The organism is Gimesia alba (genome assembly GCF_007744675.1).
Classification (GTDB): Bacteria; Planctomycetota; Planctomycetia; order Planctomycetales; family Planctomycetaceae; genus Gimesia; species Gimesia alba.
On the sequence record NZ_CP036269.1, the window covers coordinates 4,597,307 to 4,616,106 of the forward strand.

The window sequence follows — 18,800 nt, forward strand, 5'->3', positions numbered from 1 at the left end:
ACGGCAGGCCCACCCCGGAGAGTGACCCACATTTGATGGGGTGGGAAAATCCTTTTTTGTCTCTGCTACACTGCCCGGCATGCTCATCTCAATCAGCGTCTCAGCAGACAACAAACGCGGCCCACAGTATGTGGAACAGATGCTGAATACACTCCATCGCGAACGTTCCACCGTCTCTTTTGAATTCGGACAGCACCGCGACACGGTTGCGCTCTATTGTCGTTTTCCGGATCATCTGCAGGGAACGATTGAAGGACAGCTCCGGGCAGCCTATCCCAACTCGCGCCTGACCATTCATGAGGAGGATGTCCTCGCGCCTCCACGTCACTGTCGCACCATATCGGCCCGCCTTTGGCTCTGGTCTGATATCAATGGGATCAAGTGGTGGCAGCGATTTACGGATAACCAAAATCGAATCCTGGCAGATCCTATCAGCGGCATTCTGACGACATTGTCCAGCGATCTCTTCTATTCTCACATCGCGATTACGACCCGCCCAGCCTCTGTTTGGCGTCGTGCTGTCTTTTTCTTCCGACGCCGATTTCAGATACAGCGTGATCCGGAATTTGCTAAACCCTCAGGGCATTTATTTTCCGTCTCAATCCATCTGATCGTGGGGGCAACAGCATCAAGGAAGCCGAAACGAATGCGACGTAAGCTGCGGGAACTTATCGCTGCCTTCGGCAGTTTTGAGAATCCACCCTTCACACGATTTGTGCGAACCCGTTTCTGGCCTCGCACATTCATCCTCTCCACACCAGAACTGGCAACGCTCTGGCATCCCACGACGGCCACCGTTCAAACAGACCGATTAGAAACGCAGGGATATCGGCGGTTGGAACCGCCTGCCGGACTCGCCACAAGAGAAAGGGAGAAGGGGACTACTGTCCTGGGAGCGGTTGATTTTCATGGACGTAGTGAAGTGTTTGGGATGCGTCTGGCTGACCGGCGGCGGCACTTGGCTATCATGGGTAAAACCGGAATGGGGAAATCGACACTCATCAAAAATCTCATTGGCTCCGACATTGCGGCGGGACATGGTGTCGCACTCATTGACCCGCATGGGGATCTGGCGGAAGAGGTTATAGCAGCCATTCCATCACATCGTACTAATGATGTCGTGTACTTCGATCCTTCTGATCGCTCCTATCCGATTGGACTGAATCTGCTCGACTGTCCCAATCTGCAGCTGCGTCATCTGACTGCGTCAGCCGTCAGTAGCGTGATACAGAAGGTTTATGGTGTTGATCCGTCTCACACTCCCCGGCTGCTGGATATTCTGCGCAATGCGACTTTGGCTCTGCTGGAAGTCCCTGGAACAACATTGTTGTCGCTGACGCGGTTTCTGGGAAATCCGCTCTACCGCAACAACATGGTGAATCGCGTGCAGGACACGTTTGTCCGTGACTACTGGGTGAATGAGTTTGGCAAATGGCCTGCGAAGGAGCAGGCGTTTGCCGTGGCCAGTGTGCAGAATAAGATACGTCCGTTTGTGATTGACCCGCTACTCCGGCCGATTCTTGGTCAGTCGCAGAACCGTTTGGATCTCCGGAAGATCATGGACGACGGCCGCATTCTGATCGTCAATTTGAGTAAGGGAAGGGTCGGTGAAGACAATTCCAATCTACTTGGTTCCCTGATCGTAACCCGGATTCAGATGGACGCGATGTGCCGAGCGGACACCCCGGAGCACCAGCGTCGGGACTTTTTTGCTTACATCGACGAATTCCAGAACTTTGCGACGGAGAGCTTTGCCACCATTCTCAGTGAAGCCCGCAAGTACCGTCTGTCGTTAACCCTGGCCAATCAATATCTCTATCAGATCGAGAAACAGTCTCCGCAAACATTGGCAGCAATCTTTGGTAATGTGGGCAGTATGATTGCCTTCCAGGTCGGAGCCCGTGATGCGGCAGTCCTGGCGGAAGAATTCGGTGGCGACATGACGCCGGCTGATTTGATGACATTACCCCAGTTCACAGCCTATACACGTCAGCTGATCGACGGCATGCCCAGTCGTCCCTTTTCCATGAAAACGCTTCCACCACAGCAGAATCAGGATCAAAGGCGACTGCCTATAGTTCTCAGAACATCACGCCACCGTTATGCCAGATCTGTTCGGGAGGTCGAGGAGGAGATCGAACGGGGATGATTCTGATAAAAAGTCCGTTTTACATCATATTTAGGGGTTATGAAGCAGAATACCAGGTGTATTTTTGACGAATTCTCATAGCCATAGGCCCTGTAATGGAGTAAAATTGTGATATGAATAACTTCGGAACAGGAAAGACATTACGAGAGGCGTCACCCTATTTGCGTGACGCAGCAGAGCGACATACGCGGATTCTGGAAGTTGCAGAGCGCGACAGTATCATCGAAGGCCTCCCCCCATTTACGGATGAGATTCGTTCCAGACTCAGAGAGCAGTTGGAAGCAATGTCTAACTCTGAGCCTCTTTCAAAGCCTGTCGAATGATTTGGATCATCGGTTGATAATCTTTGCGGGCAAGGGCAGCTTTGGCGGCATCAATATATTGCTGTGCCCCTACTTCTGTCGTATCATAAATCAGCAGTGGTCTTTCTGATTGTATAGAAAGCAAATTAGTCATCAGCTTGATTGTTCTGGCATTCCCTTCCCGGAACGGATGAATGGCCAGAAATTCTCCTTGAATTTCTCCCAAGGCTTCACAAAAGACTTCATCGTTGGTCAATTGGGTTGCCGGATATTTCTGCAGCACTCCCTTTTCAAATGTCTTCATGGATTCGTCGAGATAGTGTGGGGGAGGCCAAATGGCACCCGGCTTGCTGATCTGTACTGTGCGCCAACGACCAGCCCACTCGTAAATGTCGCCAAAGATGCGGGAATGGATATGGCAGAGCAGTTCCGATGTCATCGGAGTGTCAGTTCTGACTTCAGCCAGTAAGGACTCATACGCTTTGGTAAGTCCTTCTTCCTCCGCGATTTGAAGTGTCTCAAGGTCCCGAATGCCTTGCTTGTTGACGAGAACTTTTTCCTGCTCATCAACGTACTCGGCTTCGATGTTACCCGACACGTCATATTTGTCGCGATGGTGATTTTCCATGCCGTTACTTTAGCGGAAGAAAACTACCATTGGTAGAGCGAGAATAATTCAAGTGGAGATGGTGTGATTACTTTTCATACTGTGAGGGAACTTTCCAAGTATTTTATTGACATTCTGGAAAAATCTACTTAGCCTCAGACATATATACAATTAGCCACAATATTTTTTGTATAGTGATAATTGATTGTATTTAATTTCATTTATTCTCTTATCCAGAACAAATGTGGAGTCAGAGACTTGTGCATTCTACAGCTAAAGGGAATTCATCACAATTTTGATCATCGCCCAATTCTACGAAACATTTCTATCCAAGTAGAACGGGGACAGTTTATCGCCCTGTTAGGACCAAGTGGATGTGGAAAGACTACACTGCTTCGCATCATAGCTGGTTTAACTAAACCACAATCAGGACACATAATTATCGAGGGGATTGATCAAACTAAAGTTCCCCCAAACAAACGGAACATTGGTTTCGTTTTCCAGACTCCACGCGCCATATTCCAGCATTTGAATGTTTATGACAATGTTGCATTCGCATTTCGGCGAGGTAACCGTCAATCACCATATGGTAAGGATTGGAGTAAATCAGTAAATGAAATATTAGATCTAACTGGTTTATCAAATTTTGCAAACAATAGCGTTAATACGCTTAGTGGTGGAGAATTACAGCGGGTTGCTATAGCGCGAGCTCTTGTTTATCGGCCTTCGCTCCTTTTATTGGATGAACCATTGAGCTCTTTAGATAATTTTCGCAAAGATTCTCTTCTTGAATTAATGCATGACCTTCACCGAAACCTTGGTATAACTTTTTTATACGTTACTCATGATGATCGCGAAGTAATCCGTGTCGCAACTCATGTTGCCATACTGGACAATGCCCACCTTCACCAATTTGATACAGTACATAAAGTTATTTCACAGCCTCACACAACTACCGTTGCAAAATTAATAGGGGGCTGGAACATCATTAGAGCAGATCATTTTAAAATCTTCCTTGAAAAAAAGGGAATTGTTTATGATCAAAATTTCTTGAAAGTTCAACCGGGTTCACATGTAGGCATTCCTATCACGAAGACAATTTTCTCAAATCACAATTCTACACAGACTTCAAATAAGGTCATATTCCCAGCAACAGTGATCCATAATACGTCGTGGTATAACACCTCGACGATTTTTTGCGAGACTGAATCATCGCTTTGTTTCAGATGTCACACCAATCTAAAGGACATGCCAGATCTTGAGCAATCTGGATTCATTTCTTTTTCCGAAGGGGATATCAATGTATTCAGCATTTAAATTTGATAAAGCTTACACAAAATTCAGTTTAATCATATGGATGACATCCATATTTGTGGGGCTAATGAATGGATGTAATGAATGTCCTGACGAGCAGATGAATCCAGAAAATCAGTCTCTCACTGTAGTTTCATATGGTGGAGGTGCATATCAGAAGTCTCATCAGATTGCTTTTTGCGAACCGTTCACCAAGTATACAGGAAGGCCTATCAATAGCGTTTCATGGAACGCGGAATATGGAAAACTTAAATCGATGGTTGCTTCTGGAAATGTCAAGTGGAACGTTGTAGAGGTTACTGCCGCACAATTTGCACGAGGTAAATCAGAAGGGTTATTTGAAAAATTAACTTTAAAACCAGCAGAAGGAGATTTTTTATTTAAATCAATTGATGATTATGGGATTGCAAACGTTTATTGGGGGACAGTGATGGCATATAACTCCGATGCGTTCCCTAATAAAAAACCACAGACTTGGAGAGATTTCTTTGATGTGAAGTCATTTCCTGGTGATAGAGCGCTTTATGATGACCCACGCGGAAACCTTGAATTTGCTCTTTTAGCCGATGGTGTAGCAATTGAAGATCTTTATCCTATCGATGTAGATCGAGCTTTTAAAAAACTTGATACCATCAAAAAAGAAGTTCGTGTATGGTGGAGTGACGGTACCCAGCCAGTGCAGTTACTTTTAACAAATACAGTTCAACTAACTTCAGCGTGGAACGGACGAATATTCGCTTTGGAAACTAACAAGGATCAAATCGGTTTTTCTTGGGATGGGGCAGGGCTTGAACTCGATTATTGGGTGATACCTCGCGGAGCAGCAAATGTTTCCGCATCATCACGATTCATTAACTTCGCATCTAGCGCATACCCTCTTGCTCAACAAGTCCAAATGATTGGATATGGTCCTGTCAACAAGAAATCAATCTCATTAATTCCGAAAGCCGTTGCCAAGCAACTCCCCACTTATGAAAGCAACTGGAACAAAGCCTTTGTGGTAAATGCTGAGTGGTGGTCTGAAAATGAAGAAGCCGTGAAGACGAGGTGGGTTGCATGGAAAAATCAATGAATTATTTCATTCGTTCGATTGCCGTTCATCGAAATGGCTATCTACTAGCTAGCGTTGTTGGCATCTTTTATTGGATTCCGATGACGTGGTGGATTTTAGATTTATTGGTTTTAGAAGGATTATCAATTCCTTGGAATTTATCTCTAGGTGTCTTATTTTTCCGAACGTTTATGTTGTCGCTTTTGTGTTCACTTATGTCTGTTGTTGCAGCATACCCTGCAGTGCTTCTTTGGAGGTTTTCGAGTGGGTTGAGTCAAAAAGTTTTAATAGTGCTGACCGTGCTCCCATTGTTAATGGGACTTTTATCTCGAAATTATTCTTGGATAGGCCTTTTTTCAAATGAGACGGTCAATTCAGTTACGAATTTATTACTCTTTGGGAAAAACTTCCTATACACTCCTGCTGCAGTTGTTGTCGTGATGACCAGTATCTTTGTTCCATTATCCTTTTTTATTTTATTGCAGGGGGTTGCATCAATACGTCAAGAACAAATTGATGCTGCAAGAACACTTGGGGTCTCTGATTCAAGAATTTTGCTCACTGTTGTGTTACCGCAAACTTACCGCGCAGCGATGCTCGCATGTTCCTTTACGTTTGCGTTAGCAATTGGTTTTTTCGTAACGCCAAAGATGATCGGAGGTGGCAATGTAGATTTTATCGGTAACATAATTTTGTTGTACGTAGAAATTGGAAAGTTTAATAAAGCTTCTGGGATTGGATTATTATTTTTATTGGTATTTCTTGTGCCAGGTACCTTTGTTACATGGTATCTGTTTCGATATCGACAGTTAACTTCTGGTAGGTAGAAACTCTTAGAGGTGAAAGTTGTTTCAAAAGAATAATGATCTAAAACTCCATTTTATCAAAGTCCGCCTTATACTCTGGTCATTAGCTGGGCTAGTAGGAATATTTACTGTGATTCCTTCACTGTATTTAATTGTCTGGACTTTTGGTGGAACCGAAATAGTGGGAGTTTTATCAGATTCTCCAACAATGAAGTGGATTTTAAACGTTATCACCTCCCGAGATTGGATATATTCCTTAGGCCTTTCGTCATTGCTTGCAGCTGGAGTGTCATTTTTAACCGCTTGCTTGCTATGTGTTCATTTTTACCTACTTCGATACGTTGCTCTGATAGTTGAACAACTAACTTATTTTCTTGTAGTGCTACCGGTAATCATACCAAGCGTTATTTATGCACTTGCCTTGCGTTTATTTGGTGGTGCTTTTGGACTTGGTGAATTATTACTTCTCTTCATGGGGCACATGGTGTTTGTCATCCCAATTCAATATTTTGTTTTTGAAGCGGCCCAAGACGATATTTCTTCTACAACGCTATTTGCTGGTAGTACATTAGGCGCATCTCATCTTTCAAACATTTATTACGTTTATTTCCCCCAAATTCGACGAACATTTATTTCCTCATTTTTTGTTGGATTCTTTTTCTCTTTCGATGAAATTGTGATAGCCACTTTTGTGATTGATTCACCATTAGTAACTGTCCCTAAACGGCTTTGGGATGGCATACACAGAAGTATGGACCCTGTTCCTGCTGTAATTGCTACGATTCTACTTACATCCTATTTTGTTGGTCTTGCAATTATTGCATTAATTACAAGCCACGATAGTGGAAGATTTCAACGAAGCATTTTCAGGAGCAAATAAACACAATGGTCCAGCTCTTCTATGAAATTCTCTGGATACTAGCAGCCTTGTTTATTGTCTATCTCTTCAAAGCCAAAGGAGAACTGGGCCATTTACCTCAAGAGGTTCTTGGGCATCTCGTCGTGTTTTTTGTGTCTTACTCATTAATGCTTTTATATCGCTTATATTCACTTCGTAAGGAAGTGTCTATTTTTTTGTCACACCATAAGCAAATCCCCAAAAATTTGCGGGAACTATCTCTTGGATTTCTGCGACCTAAAATGGAAATATTTCTTGCACAATCTCGGAGTCTATTTAATCCCTCAAAAAATGGTGGTCTTGAAGTCACCCAAGATGAGATGGAAGAGTTCGTTGATATTTGTTTTGAACGAAGTACGAAATCTTATATAGGTAGCGATAGTAATTTGCCTTCTGTTTTTATGAAGTTGTATCCAAGGTATGTCGTGACACAGAACAAAAGACGTCACAAAGGAAATAGTATTGATTACAGATTCTTATTAATAGAGCAAGCATCCTTGAAAGGAGATTACGAGTCTAATAGATCCCAATTCATGGCATTTTACGATGAACATTCAGTGGCTAATATAAAGCTAATTCAGACTGATCCATACTTAGCAAACGATGCAGCAAAACAATTAAAGCTGTCTTCAACGGATTTTGGGATATTTGATGGAAGTTTTGTAATTTTTTTTCACACACCCAATAGACCAGAAGAAAGTTACCGGATCCAACTAATCACTATGGACAAAAAAAATAGAGAAACACTTTTTACTTTTTTAAAAGGGCTAGTGAAATCTTCACATAATATAAGTGTAGATGACAAATCGCTTACTTTTCCCCCCTTGTCAAAGCGTGAACAACAAGTTCTAGACGATTACTTTGAGGCGATAATCATATGACAAATAGTTACAAACATGACAATACTTTTTCTACTGACGAGAATACAACTATGCCGTGGACTGGCAGTATCGACCAAAATTTAGCTCTTCGTTGGAGTGAGTTTGTTGGTTGTGATGCTCGAATGAGAGTAGAAGAAGATTTTTTAAGATCGCTCCTTAACAAGCATGAATCACCAGAAATTCTAGACGCTGCGATGGGAGTTGGCTGTGAGGTCATATGGTTTGTGTTGCATGGTTATAAAGTTATTGGAAATGAGATAAGCTCGATATTACAGAAAATTGCATATGAAAATGGAAGACGGCATAAAGTAGAGTTTGAAATGTGCGCAGTAGATTGGAGACACTTAGACGATTATTTTCCAGAAAACAATTTTGATTTAATTTTTCTCACTGGGAATTCCTTTTCACTTCTAAAAGACGAAGTAGATCGTATTGTTGCAGCTAAAAGTCTATACAGGATATGTAAAAAAAGAGGTGTAATAGTAGTTGATGAACGTAATTTTTCTTACATAAGAGATAGTCGCGAAGAAATTCTCGGTGGTAATTTTAGATATAGTGGCAGAGTTGGTTATTGTGGCAAGAGTATAGAAGGTCGACCGATTCAAATCGAAGAAGACTGTGTTACGTTTGGATATTACGATACTGCTACCAAAAAACAAATAGGCACACTTGATATGTACCCATTTCAGGATGGAGAGTTAGAGCGCATGTTTCTGAATGCGGGATTTGTGGATTCAATCAGGTTGAGCGATCTTGAAAAAAAGTTCAATCCTGAAGCAGACTTTTTCACTTATGTACTCACGAAGTGACTGTTTTGTTTATAGAAAACTACAATTCAAGTCAAAAAGCTTAACTAGCCTAGTACTGCCTCTCGCCCAAACGACCTTGCCACCACCAAACTTCATAGGACTTGGTACATGTTATTAAGGTAGGTCAACCGTGTCCTCAATTTTTTTAATTTCTTCGGATGAAATTTGTCGTCCTAAAAAACTATTTTTGTTTCGCCAAAAAAGAAAAGTCATGCCTTCTCCTGAAGAAACAAACCAATCATTTCCTTGATATTTCGGGTCGACTGATTCCCGAAAATAAAACCAAACACTTCTGCTTATTTGAGCTATTTGATTTTCTGTGGAAAGTCGTTTTAAGGTTTCTACCCAAGTTTCAGCCTCAGGTTGTTCAATGACATCTTTTCCTTTTATTAGGTCCTCAAATAGTTGATTGCACGTGGGATCAAACTTTTCACTCATGTCCACACAGTACCACAAGTGTACACACATGTAAACACCCCGGCGAACATCGCTGTAAAGAAAGGTCTAAAACGTACTACTACCTCTCCCCTTCAATATACATACTCAACCAAACGGGCGGCAAACCAATGCTGATTCACCGCCCTGATCTCTTTAGCTTTCACTTACTTTTGGGGTTGGCTTCCCCCTTTTTCTTGAGAAATAGAAGCGGGAGGCCTTTGCTGTTCTCCCTGCTCATTCAACTTTGTTTCTTCTGACGTTTTGTGATCGTGTGATTTGCCATTGGTCATGACTCTACTCCTTCTGACATGATGAGCAGAATATCTGCTCGAACTTTCGAAAGTGACCATCACTTTCGATGACTCAGCCAGACACGCGATCAAGAACATATTGTGGTTTTCACCTGGGAAAGCGCACAAAAGGAGCGTCGCACCACGGCCGCTCACGACACCCTCGCCAAAGGGTACACGAAACAGCACACGGCCGACGCCCCATACGGGGCGCGGCTTCAAGTGACTGCTTTCGTGTTCAAGGGCAAAAGCCCAGGTTGGCGATTTGTCGTGAAGCAGTTCTTGACGCTCGCGCGTCAATTCAAATTGTGATTGTGGCGTTACTTACCACAAAGTAATTTATTGGTCTCCTTAGGACAAAAAACTGTTTTTCTAACTATCACATCAGTTTATTCGGGACGAGCTCAAGATTCAATCTCTGCTTGGTGAAGATTCATCTGGAATGGACTCGTGGAGATTGGCGTGTAAAGCGGACCCACTTTGGCGCGGAAATGGGACCCATCTGGGGTTGGGTTAACCACGTGGGGTAACGTGGTGGTTAGTATGCCAAAATGTGGAAGCGACTCAGGCTTTTTTGCGAGGTGGCTTCTTTTGTTTCATCGACTCTTTGAACCGGTAGCTTTCACCATTCATCTCAAATATTTCACAATGGTGCGTTAATCGATCCAAAAGTGCTGCCGTCATCCGTTCGCCCTGGAAGATTTGGCCCCAGTCGCTGAAGGCGAGATTGCTGGTAATCAGCAGACTTCGTCTTTCATAACGATCAGCAAACACCTGGAACAATAGTTCCGCACCAGCACGGCTGAAAGACAGATAACCCAACTCATCGACGATCAGCAGGTCAAGCTTGTCGAGCCTGTTCAGCAGACGCTCCAGATTGTATTGCTGTTGCGCGGTTTCCAGTTGATTGACGAGTGCTGCAGCGGTGAAGAATTTCGTTCGGATTCCCTCACGGCAGGCGGCCAGGCCGAGTGCAATCGCCAGGTGGGTTTTGCCCGTTCCCGGCTGACCAAGCAGGCAGAGATTGGTATGCTGCCGGACCCATTCACCCCGGGCCAACTCCAACACCTTCTGTTTGTTGACTGATTTTATGGCCGCGAAGTCGTAATCTTCCAGTCCTTTTTCAACCGGGAACTGTGCCTGTTTGATTCGGCTGGTCAGCGCATTCGTGGAGCGGGCCGCCACTTCCAGTTCAGTCAACTGCAGCAGATATTGTTCGAATGTCTGATTTGAGCTGGCCGCTTCCTGGGCCAACTTCTCAAACTCCGCATTCATGGCCGGTAACCTTAACTGCTTGAGATTGCTCTGCAGCAGTAGATTCGGATCGCTTTTCTTCTGTATTGTTTGTGGGGGCACGATGATCTCCTTGTGTTGACGTAGAAAGAAACAAATCAAAATGGTTCAGGCTCGGACAGGGAACCTGTACCGACAAGACCTCCGGACGACTCAATTCTTCTTTGCTCAGAGTCGCCGGAGAGAACTCAGACTGATTACGGGCATACGCGGTACAGCGTTCGACCCGGCGAATGATCCGGTCGGCATCCGCCCCCTCGGGTCCACGCAACTGTTCGATGGTTTTCTGGACGCGCTGGACCGGATGTGCCGACAACAGTTGTAGCACTCGTACATATTGTTTTGCTCCCGCCCGTAAGCCATGCCGGTTCTCCAGCCGTTCACGAAGTTCGTCGAACACCGGCGGTAGCTTCCACTGACGGTAGACGTTGGAGTGATCTAACGCAGCCGGTCGCCGCCCCAAAGCTGCGAGGTAATGCAACGGGTTAAGAATCTGACACCCTTTCTCATAGCCTCTCTGATGGGTCGCCACCACAGTTCCCTTAAAGACAATTTCCACACGGTCAACGTAACCTTTGACGCTCACCGTCTGAAACGCACACTGTCGCGGCACGCTATAATCCACGTTCTCAAACCGGGCGAACTGATACTTGTTGACCTTTACTTCCCGGCGGATGCACGGATCAAAGCGGTGTCTGGGCAACCCGGCGGCGTTTTGTTTGTCCTGTTCGAATCGTGTGCCGATGGTTTCTGTCTTACCACTGCTGAGGCGCTGCTGTTCCTGGAGGCAGCATTGCCGAAGATAGATGTTGAGTTCCTCGAAATCTTCCATCTTGGGAACCGGAGTCGACCACTTCCGCTGCAATGTCTTCACGCGATTCTCAACGACCGGTTTTTCGTTCCCGCTGGCCGGCAGGCAGAACAGTGGTTCAAAGGCATAATGACTTGCCAGGGCCGCATAACACTGGTTGATCTTGCGACTCCGCCCGCTGAGCACCGCGTCGGCCACCGTTTTCGGGTTGTCCCACCAGACTTCTTTGGGAACACGATCAAAATACTCGAACGCCTGCACCATGCCTTCCAGAATCGCTTCGGTGCGTTCTGTCGGCAGAGCGATCACAAAGGGGGCGTTGGAATACGACCAGACCAGAATCAACACTGAAACCTGTCGTCGCCCGTCAGGAAAATCGACATAAATCTTGCCGAAGTCGGCTTCCAGCCGCTGGCCCGGTTGGTGATCAAGCGGAATGAATGTTTCCCGTTTATTGGTTCGGTGCTTCCGCACGAATCGACAAACTGCATCGTAACCGCCGAGGTAGCCGTGCTCGTCCCGCAGTCGCTCAAAGATCCGTTGTGCCGTGTGCCGCTGCTTGGGTGGTTGCGATTCATCATCGGCGAGAATCTGTCGGATGGTCTCATGAAAGGGGCCCAGTCGGGGGGCTGCCTGAGTCTGGCGCTGCGAATATTGTTGCGGTTGCCCTTCACCGTGTAATACTTCGCGGATCTTTCGCCGTGAATGATGAAATGTCCGAGCGATTTCCCGGATGCTCAACCCGTCGCGATGAGCACGCCGTATACGTCCGTAATCGTCCACCGTAAGCATCCTTCACCCCGAAACTGAAGCTCAAAAGCCTCCAGTATCAGGAACTTGCTACGATGGGTCCATTTTACGCGCCAATTGCTTCCCCAAAGTGGGTCCGCTTTACACGCCAATCTCCAGACTCGGGCGGAGATACCGAAGAGGGGTTTTCTTTCAGTAATATTTCGCCCTGAGAATAGTATTTTCGTAAGTTATCCCGTGCTCCGAGCCAAAATAACCATTCTAGAAAGAGAAACCCGACGACTACCCAGAGAGGAACTGTATTATGGGATAACAGACGAGCTGCCATGAGAATGGCAAACGAGATCATCATATTGCTGTGAAATTTGTGGTAGTTGTAATGAGTCAGTACCAGATACTGATAAGCAGTCAGTTTTTCCTGCAGTCGACCGAAATTCTGTTGTGGTTCCGGAATACCAGTACGATGTTGAATTCGATCCAGGATCAACCACCGCAGGGTTGAAATTGTAAGCCCTACTGCCAAGGAAAATACCGTCACATACAAAAATCCCCCAACTGTTGCACTTTGATCAGAAGAAGACCAGATCCAGACTCGTACTGTTTCTGAAAGAAAACTGACACCGATCATCGCAATGAACCCCGGCAAGATGTAGGAAATAAGGATACCATAGTTGCTGGAGTTGGGATCTCGCATTGAGCATCAGTAAACCACATCTTGACTTATCGCGCAAGTGATTTGTTTTGCATTCTGTGCTCCTTAGCTGATGCTGAAGAAAAGCGGCTTCGTACGATTTCTGTGAGGGTAACACTTTAAAAGAGCGCCTGCTGTGTTTTGGGAGGCTCATCATCGTTTTCAGGAGATGGTTTCTGTGGCTTTGCTGTATCTGTTTTCAAGTCCCCTTCTGCGCGATTTTCTTCAGATCTATGTATCGGTGAATTCTGTTGTTCCTCAGACTGTTCCTGAAGTGCATGGCATTGTTCCAAGCGTAATACCCAATCAGGAATCTCAATAATCTGTGGGACGTTTTGCTCTGGTACAGAGTTGGGAAAAGATTCCTCATCCAGTGTGTCGAGCAAACTTTGTTTAGTGTGGTGTTGCAATTCGGGAAGCACGGGGCACTGCTCCGGCGGGACTTCACGGATCACGCCTCGCCGACGTCCCTGCGGGCCTTTGTGAAAGAAACTCCCAATACGATACACGAACTGCACTTCACTGGTTAAGGTGTTGCCGCAAATAATCCAACCATACTTTTGACGCAAACCAAGATTTATAGCTGCGAGCCGAGCACATCTGGCATCAATATCTTGACCGACAAGTTCCGCTTTTGGACGGAGTTTACCCGCCTCGATGAGAGGGATTCCTGATCCACAACATGGATCGGATATTGAGGTGTCACGGTTGTCACCGTCCTCGGTTTCATCAATTGTCATCTTTGCCATCAATTGAGCCACGGATGGGGGTGTGAGATAGAGGCTGTGTTCGCCATAACTGATACAGCCCTGAAAAAGATCTCCCAGCACGTCGTTGTCAGTGCGACTCATGGCATCGACGGTCTGTGCCAAGAACACCGGCATCAGATCGACTCCCCTCTTCCCTATCTCTCCTTTTGTGTGTGCCTTGATAGCTTCGAAATACTCAGGCTCCATTGTTTCTGCAGCAAGGGCAGCAACAGAGGCACGAATTGTATCTTCAAATGCTTGTGCACGGCTGACGTTTGAGCGTCGAGTGATCTCTTCGAGTGTTTGAAACAGTTGCCTGGTTTCAGAATATGAGAAAAACTCCTTTGTCATAGAGGGACATACAGAATGCCAGAGAGATAGGCCCAAGACAAAAAGAAATCACGCTCAATGAGAGAGGAAAAAGAGATACCACGCACGTGATCGAAATCGTGTCTAGATTGGACATACTCAAGCAGGGAAGCAGAAACAGTTTCAGATTGAGAACCGTACATCAAATGAACAAGAAGTCGCTCCAAAACAAACATCATTTTCGGCGCGAGCGTCGTTTCGGTTTCGATTTTCCCAACGCTCGTTCAACATGCTCGCGAATAGCGTCAAGAGACATTGCACTTTCCTCGATCCTACGGAGGATTTCGTGTACTTCCATGTCCAATCTCGATTCTTCTCTAAAAAGTGACTTTTGAATTTCCCGTTTATAGACCACTTCAGAATCCGTTTGATCTACCCAACGAACATTCGTCGAAATTAGTGGCAGAATTTCGACATCGAGCACTCCTCGTGAGATTGTTCGGAACTCAGGTTTCCCATCCTCTCGGTTTTCGAGAAGCGTCTTCAACTCAGGAAGAGCAATATCACATACGGGTCTCTCAAGCCAATGTGAAGGCCGTCCGAGTTCTCTTCGCATCAACCAGCCTAACCCTTTGCTATAATTGTCAACGGTAGTTTCTGGAACAATACCTGCACATACACCGTACCAGAGAAGACTCTCGCGTAAGTCGTCAATGAGTGGAAAGACCAACGAAAGGTGATCCAATGAGCCTGGCCGAACCCGACTGGCCAAATAACCCATCGCAAATGCCCGTATCTTTCGTGTCGATTTCGTCCCCTTTCCTAGTACTTGAATACCGTGTTCCACAGCGACCACCCGGCCTTCTCGGGGACCTTCCATGGCAATCCAGAGTTTCGAAGCTATCTCAGCATCAGGCATAAGATTGATCCAGCTATTTTTTGAGAGCTGTCCTTCAAGCTTTATTTCTCGGAGGGCATTAGCCAACAGGTCATTACTTTTGTTGTTTTGGCTTTCACAAAATAATACTGTTTCCCAAACAGACCTTATGTCAGATGGGCTCAACTCTAATGGAGCATTACCTACGAGTTTTCTAGTTGCTTCCCATCCCTGTTCTATATGGTCTTGATATTCCTGACTGGATACAGTAGTAACCTCATAATTCCGAACTGCCTTCGCTATCGCATAAGACATAGTACGAGTGAAAGCACTAAAGGGCAGTCGATTGATGTCAACCCGGCCAATTGAATAAGCGATTGCCTCGGTGATAATTAGACCAAGGTCTACTGATCGGTTTCCCGTTGTCCAATTAGTCGCAGACGCACTGGCAGCAAGCCTAGCATTCGATGGGCTTTCTACACGACAATGCGCCGTGAATGGCCGTATGTTCCGAAAGTAAGTTGAACACCAAGCCAGAAAATCCTGAGTTTTGCCTTCCGCCACTATTGCAGCTCGCGGAAGTGAAAACACCTCGGTAGGTGAAGAATTCCACGCAAGAAGTATATCATCTCCCTGCACCGAAAAGTCTTCCAGAATCTCACTCTTTACAACACCTTTGGTTAAAACTGGCGTTCTTCGCGAAATGAACTCAACGAATTGCTCTCGATCACATTTCCAGAGGTAAATCATTTCTTTCCTCCAAATACTGCATCAATGCTAGGAGGACTTGTGGCTGGCTCAACTGCTGCCAAAGCCGCTTCGAAGTAACCGTGAAGGTCATCGGTGTGATAAACTGAAAGCACCGTCTTCGCACGAGTCACGGCAGTAAACGCCATTCTACGATTGTTGCCAAATCTCCTAAGGTGTTCGCAGCCTGCTAAATGAAGAGCCCGGAACTCCAATCCCTTGGCTGCGTGAAAAGTGGATACAATAACCTTCTTGTCTGCGGGAAAAGTATCACCTGCACTTCCATGAAGAAGAAAAGCATCATCAGCGTGCTCTGAGTTACTAACTACATCCCAGACGGTACTCATGTGCTCCCTTTTTGGGCATAGTATTCCAATGCACTCATCTGGAAATGCAGTTATTTGATGTTTCAAACGCGAGACTATTGTGTGCGCCTGGGTTTCAAGAGATGAACAGCGAGTACAATCAACCGTCGAAGGGTTTAGAGACTCGCTATAGTTGGATGACTCGGTGAGCGGGCGATACCCATTCCAGCGTTTTGCAATCTCATCAGCGACACGACAAATATTCACACCGTTACGATAGTGAAATTGCAACTTGATTGTTTCATTTACTCGATCCGAGATTGTATTTAGCGAATCATCTCCTGCATAAATCTTTTGTCGCTCATCGGCAACACAGAACAATCTTTCGGAAAGCCGATCGAATAGTTCGATTTCTTTTGGTGTGTAATCCTGTGCTTCATCTAGTAATAATCCGTGGTAAATGTTTTCAAGGTGATTCTCGTTGGCAACATTTGCCATCTCCTCAACATAGGCGTCTCGAACCTCTTCGAACTCACCACTTGGATCGATGTGTTTCCCGTATTGGTGTAGAAAATCTATTTGCCACTCGCGGCAGGTCACAATTTTTGAAGCTGGAAAGTCATATTGATCAGCACCACTGGCTATAAACTCCCGTAGTGAACGAGTGAATGTAACTATTTGAATGTTCCTGAGGCCCGCCAAATAGAGGTAGTTGGCCCTGAGTAAGAGTAAGTTGGTCTTACCTGAACCGGGCGGCCCCGTAACAAGATAATTCCCTGATTCTGGCAATGCGATGACCTTCTGCTGGTCATCGTCGAGTTCTTCTTGGCCTACCCACCATGTTTCGCTCATGACTATTTCCCTTTAGTGTCAATGATCTCCAACCAATACGGAACACCAGCGATTAGGTTTTCTGGGTTAGTTGATTGAACGACGTCCAAGAATTCATACAAAATGTCCTGCACACTCATGACTAGACTTGCGAAATCCAAAGGTCCCCGAAAAAGACTTCTTTCGGTTGCTGGTGTTGAGTGATCAACTGGGTCGTCTAGCAAACATGCAGATACATTAATCTGCACTGCCATAGTTGGCTCATCAATTACCTGAATGCTGAGTCTTACTGAGAACTGACGAGGAACCATAAGAGCAGAGCTGGAATCGAAAATAACTTGGACATATAATGGTTGTTCAATGTGCTCGATTATACGCATACGTGGAAATGATGAGTTTCCAGCACATTCCAGCCGCACTATACCACTCATTTTTTCAGTGATCTGACGTGCTAACTGGAGAGGTGGGATCTCTTGAGGACTTACTTCAGCTCCATCAGATGCAACACGTGCCGACAAACTTCTCTTCCTCACTCGATCACGTGCATTCTGAGCAGACTCTTTAGGTAAAGTAAGATTGCGAAAATCGTCCCAACTAACGAGAGCAAGACGCGATTCTGGAGATTTTACAAGACAGTTTTGGGCCAGCAAAACCAAGTCTGGAGACACGTCTTCCGCATAAATCTGAGGCTGTTCGCTTTTGACAGCCTCGACAAGAACCGCGTAAGGATCAACAAATTGACTGAACAATGGCTGTCGCATGATCAGATCATGCAAAACCCCACCAAGTTGGTAGAACGAAATAGCTCTCCAGCCATCTAATTTATCCTGTTCGGTCCGCATCAAAAATTCGGGGGAACTGTATTGCAGGGTCCCAATGAATACGCGTCCTTCATCGTCTGTTAGTCCTGGGTCGCCAAACGGACGAAGCACTCCGAGATCGAGTAAGATTGCAGTCTCGAAATCTTTGGTTACGACGATGTTCGATGGCTTAATGTCACGATGGGCCAGCCCCCGTTCTTCTAGGAAGATCGTTGCCGATGCAACTTGTACGATCAGACTAGCGATCTTTTCTCGTGGAATGTCCAAAATAGCATCTTCAAGATTACGTGCCTGAAAATACTGCATAGCGACGTACAGATAGCCAGACTCACTACATTCACCGCCATCATAGATTTCGACGAGATTTGGATGCGACTCCCCTATCAACGAAACTTCACGGCTAATACGAGTTAGCTGTGTCTGCTTTCCAAACCTCTGAACCAATTCTGGGTCGAAAATCTTTAGTGCGGCTCTGCGAGCCTCGTTCTCGGCCAAAAAAACCAGAGCGGACTTTCCGGCACCAACATACGATATAATTGACCATCCTCCAACAGACGTGCCCGTCAATTCTTCTTTCATTCTTTCGGCACGAGTCGGATCCATATCCTTGCTCCATAGCTGTTAGAACCAACTGGTTCAAGCGAATTATACTTCGGCACAAATAATTTATCTTATCGTATATAAAACATCCAGTGACAGGTGATTTTCAGGAGTACTAAACGTTCAAACTGGCCCCGGACCACGTGAATGAAAAACCTGAACTCGGTTTCGGAGTCGAGGGCTTGGAACGATATGGTGACAGTCACAAAATCGGCGAATTCTATTCGCCCAACATTCGCCGTTTTTTTTGTAATGAGAATTCCATCTAAAACGATGTAGAGTCTCGACGAACTTTTCTGCTGCATATCTTCCAAAAAACTCAGACTGATTTGGGCGAGTTCTTGGTATCCCAAAGAAAAAGGGGCTAGTCCGGCCTCTCTGTAAGCATTAACATCCTTCAACCTTTTGATGGGAGCAGACCTGAGAAATACAACAATGTGGGATGCACTGGATTCAAATTGTGCTGGAAAC

17 protein-coding genes are annotated in these 18,800 nt (G+C 45.5%); 7 read left to right on the top strand and 10 right to left on the bottom strand.

Annotated elements, in window-relative coordinates; genetic code table 11:
- Positions 1-40: 40 nt before the first annotated feature.
- Positions 41-2,149, top strand: coding sequence for a type IV secretory system conjugative DNA transfer family protein (locus tag Pan241w_RS17065; protein ID WP_145218180.1), 2,109 nt, complete (start codon positions 41-43; stop codon positions 2,147-2,149).
- A 288-nt stretch (positions 2,150-2,437) separates the two neighbouring features.
- Here Pan241w_RS17065 and Pan241w_RS17070 read toward each other — a convergent pair whose 3' ends face one another.
- Positions 2,438-3,079, bottom strand: a complete 642-nt coding sequence (locus Pan241w_RS17070; RefSeq protein WP_145218182.1) for a Fic/DOC family protein — start codon at positions 3,077-3,079, stop codon at positions 2,438-2,440.
- Positions 3,080-3,316: 237 nt separating this feature from the next.
- On the opposite strand from Pan241w_RS17070, the gene Pan241w_RS17075 reads away from it, so the two are divergent.
- The 6 genes from Pan241w_RS17075 to Pan241w_RS17100 all read left to right on the top strand — a co-directional run bounded on the left by Pan241w_RS17075 (position 3,317) and on the right by Pan241w_RS17100 (position 8,817).
- Entirely contained in the window at positions 3,317-4,375 is a 1,059-nt protein-coding gene (locus tag Pan241w_RS17075) for an ABC transporter ATP-binding protein (protein ID WP_197999981.1), read from the top strand.
- A complete protein-coding gene (locus Pan241w_RS17080) occupies positions 4,359-5,444 on the top strand; it encodes an ABC transporter substrate-binding protein (RefSeq protein ID WP_145218186.1) in 1,086 nt (361 codons plus the stop codon). The genes Pan241w_RS17075 and Pan241w_RS17080 overlap by 17 nt, the downstream gene beginning before the upstream one ends.
- Complete coding sequence (locus Pan241w_RS17085) at positions 5,429-6,250, top strand: ABC transporter permease (protein WP_145218188.1); 822 nt, start codon at positions 5,429-5,431, stop codon at positions 6,248-6,250. The genes Pan241w_RS17080 and Pan241w_RS17085 overlap by 16 nt, the downstream gene beginning before the upstream one ends.
- 109 nt (positions 6,251-6,359) lie before the next feature.
- On the top strand, positions 6,360-7,109 hold the full coding sequence (locus tag Pan241w_RS17090; RefSeq protein WP_145218190.1) for an ABC transporter permease: 750 nt from the start codon (positions 6,360-6,362) through the stop codon (positions 7,107-7,109).
- A 5-nt stretch (positions 7,110-7,114) separates the two neighbouring features.
- On the top strand, positions 7,115-8,008 hold the full coding sequence (locus tag Pan241w_RS17095; protein WP_145218192.1) for a hypothetical protein: 894 nt from the start codon (positions 7,115-7,117) through the stop codon (positions 8,006-8,008).
- The gene (locus Pan241w_RS17100; protein ID WP_145218194.1) at positions 8,005-8,817 is read left to right on the top strand and encodes a class I SAM-dependent methyltransferase; all 813 of its coding nucleotides are present in this window, start codon (positions 8,005-8,007) and stop codon (positions 8,815-8,817) included. The genes Pan241w_RS17095 and Pan241w_RS17100 overlap by 4 nt, the downstream gene beginning before the upstream one ends.
- A gap of 114 nt (positions 8,818-8,931) precedes the next feature.
- Here Pan241w_RS17100 and Pan241w_RS17105 read toward each other — a convergent pair whose 3' ends face one another.
- From Pan241w_RS17105 to Pan241w_RS17140, 9 genes are all read right to left on the bottom strand, one after another.
- Positions 8,932-9,255: a hypothetical protein gene (locus Pan241w_RS17105; RefSeq protein ID WP_145218196.1), complete on the bottom strand. Its 324-nt coding sequence runs from the start codon at positions 9,253-9,255 to the stop codon at positions 8,932-8,934.
- A gap of 164 nt (positions 9,256-9,419) precedes the next feature.
- On the bottom strand, positions 9,420-9,545 hold the full coding sequence (locus Pan241w_RS29915) for a hypothetical protein (protein ID WP_261344223.1): 126 nt from the start codon (positions 9,543-9,545) through the stop codon (positions 9,420-9,422).
- A 564-nt stretch (positions 9,546-10,109) separates the two neighbouring features.
- Entirely contained in the window at positions 10,110-10,820 is a 711-nt protein-coding gene (istB, locus tag Pan241w_RS17110; RefSeq protein ID WP_145222569.1) for an IS21-like element helper ATPase IstB, read from the bottom strand.
- The gene (gene istA, locus Pan241w_RS17115) at positions 10,804-12,432 is read right to left on the bottom strand and encodes an IS21 family transposase (RefSeq protein ID WP_197999982.1); all 1,629 of its coding nucleotides are present in this window, start codon (positions 12,430-12,432) and stop codon (positions 10,804-10,806) included. Before istA ends, istB begins: the two co-directional genes overlap by 17 nt.
- A gap of 73 nt (positions 12,433-12,505) precedes the next feature.
- On the bottom strand, positions 12,506-13,093 hold the full coding sequence (locus tag Pan241w_RS17120; RefSeq protein ID WP_145218200.1) for a hypothetical protein: 588 nt from the start codon (positions 13,091-13,093) through the stop codon (positions 12,506-12,508).
- Positions 13,094-13,209: 116 nt separating this feature from the next.
- Positions 13,210-14,190 (bottom strand): N-6 DNA methylase, encoded by a 981-nt coding sequence (locus Pan241w_RS17125; RefSeq protein WP_145218202.1) that lies wholly within the window; start codon positions 14,188-14,190, stop codon positions 13,210-13,212.
- 193 nt (positions 14,191-14,383) lie between these two features.
- Positions 14,384-15,775, bottom strand: a complete 1,392-nt coding sequence (locus tag Pan241w_RS17130) for a hypothetical protein (protein ID WP_145218204.1) — start codon at positions 15,773-15,775, stop codon at positions 14,384-14,386.
- Positions 15,772-16,929 (bottom strand): UvrD-helicase domain-containing protein, encoded by a 1,158-nt coding sequence (locus tag Pan241w_RS17135; protein ID WP_145218206.1) that lies wholly within the window; start codon positions 16,927-16,929, stop codon positions 15,772-15,774. Before Pan241w_RS17135 ends, Pan241w_RS17130 begins: the two co-directional genes overlap by 4 nt.
- A gap of 2 nt (positions 16,930-16,931) precedes the next feature.
- Complete coding sequence (locus tag Pan241w_RS17140; RefSeq protein ID WP_145218208.1) at positions 16,932-18,332, bottom strand: serine/threonine-protein kinase; 1,401 nt, start codon at positions 18,330-18,332, stop codon at positions 16,932-16,934.
- Positions 18,333-18,800 lie beyond the last annotated feature (468 nt).

Excerpts from the sequence above, each read along its gene's own strand:
- Pan241w_RS17120 (WP_145218200.1), bottom strand. The coding sequence starts at position 13,093 with ATGCGAGATCCCAACTCCAGCAACTATGGTATCCTTATTTCCTACATC.
- Pan241w_RS17070 (WP_145218182.1), bottom strand. The coding sequence starts at position 3,079 with ATGGAAAATCACCATCGCGACAAATATGACGTGTCGGGTAACATCGAA.
- Pan241w_RS17105 (WP_145218196.1), bottom strand. The coding sequence starts at position 9,255 with ATGAGTGAAAAGTTTGATCCCACGTGCAATCAACTATTTGAGGACCTA.
- Pan241w_RS17085 (WP_145218188.1), top strand. The coding sequence starts at position 5,429 with ATGGAAAAATCAATGAATTATTTCATTCGTTCGATTGCCGTTCATCGA.
- Pan241w_RS17100 (WP_145218194.1), top strand. The coding sequence starts at position 8,005 with ATGACAAATAGTTACAAACATGACAATACTTTTTCTACTGACGAGAAT.
- Pan241w_RS17135 (WP_145218206.1), bottom strand. The coding sequence starts at position 16,929 with ATGAGCGAAACATGGTGGGTAGGCCAAGAAGAACTCGACGATGACCAG.
- istB (WP_145222569.1), bottom strand. The coding sequence starts at position 10,820 with ATGAATGCGGAGTTTGAGAAGTTGGCCCAGGAAGCGGCCAGCTCAAAT.
- Pan241w_RS29915 (WP_261344223.1), bottom strand. The coding sequence starts at position 9,545 with ATGACCAATGGCAAATCACACGATCACAAAACGTCAGAAGAAACAAAG.
- Pan241w_RS17125 (WP_145218202.1), bottom strand. The coding sequence starts at position 14,190 with ATGACAAAGGAGTTTTTCTCATATTCTGAAACCAGGCAACTGTTTCAA.
- Pan241w_RS17140 (WP_145218208.1), bottom strand. The coding sequence starts at position 18,332 with ATGGATCCGACTCGTGCCGAAAGAATGAAAGAAGAATTGACGGGCACG.
- Pan241w_RS17130 (WP_145218204.1), bottom strand. The coding sequence starts at position 15,775 with ATGATTTACCTCTGGAAATGTGATCGAGAGCAATTCGTTGAGTTCATT.
- Pan241w_RS17095 (WP_145218192.1), top strand. The coding sequence starts at position 7,115 with ATGGTCCAGCTCTTCTATGAAATTCTCTGGATACTAGCAGCCTTGTTT.
- Pan241w_RS17080 (WP_145218186.1), top strand. The coding sequence starts at position 4,359 with ATGTATTCAGCATTTAAATTTGATAAAGCTTACACAAAATTCAGTTTA.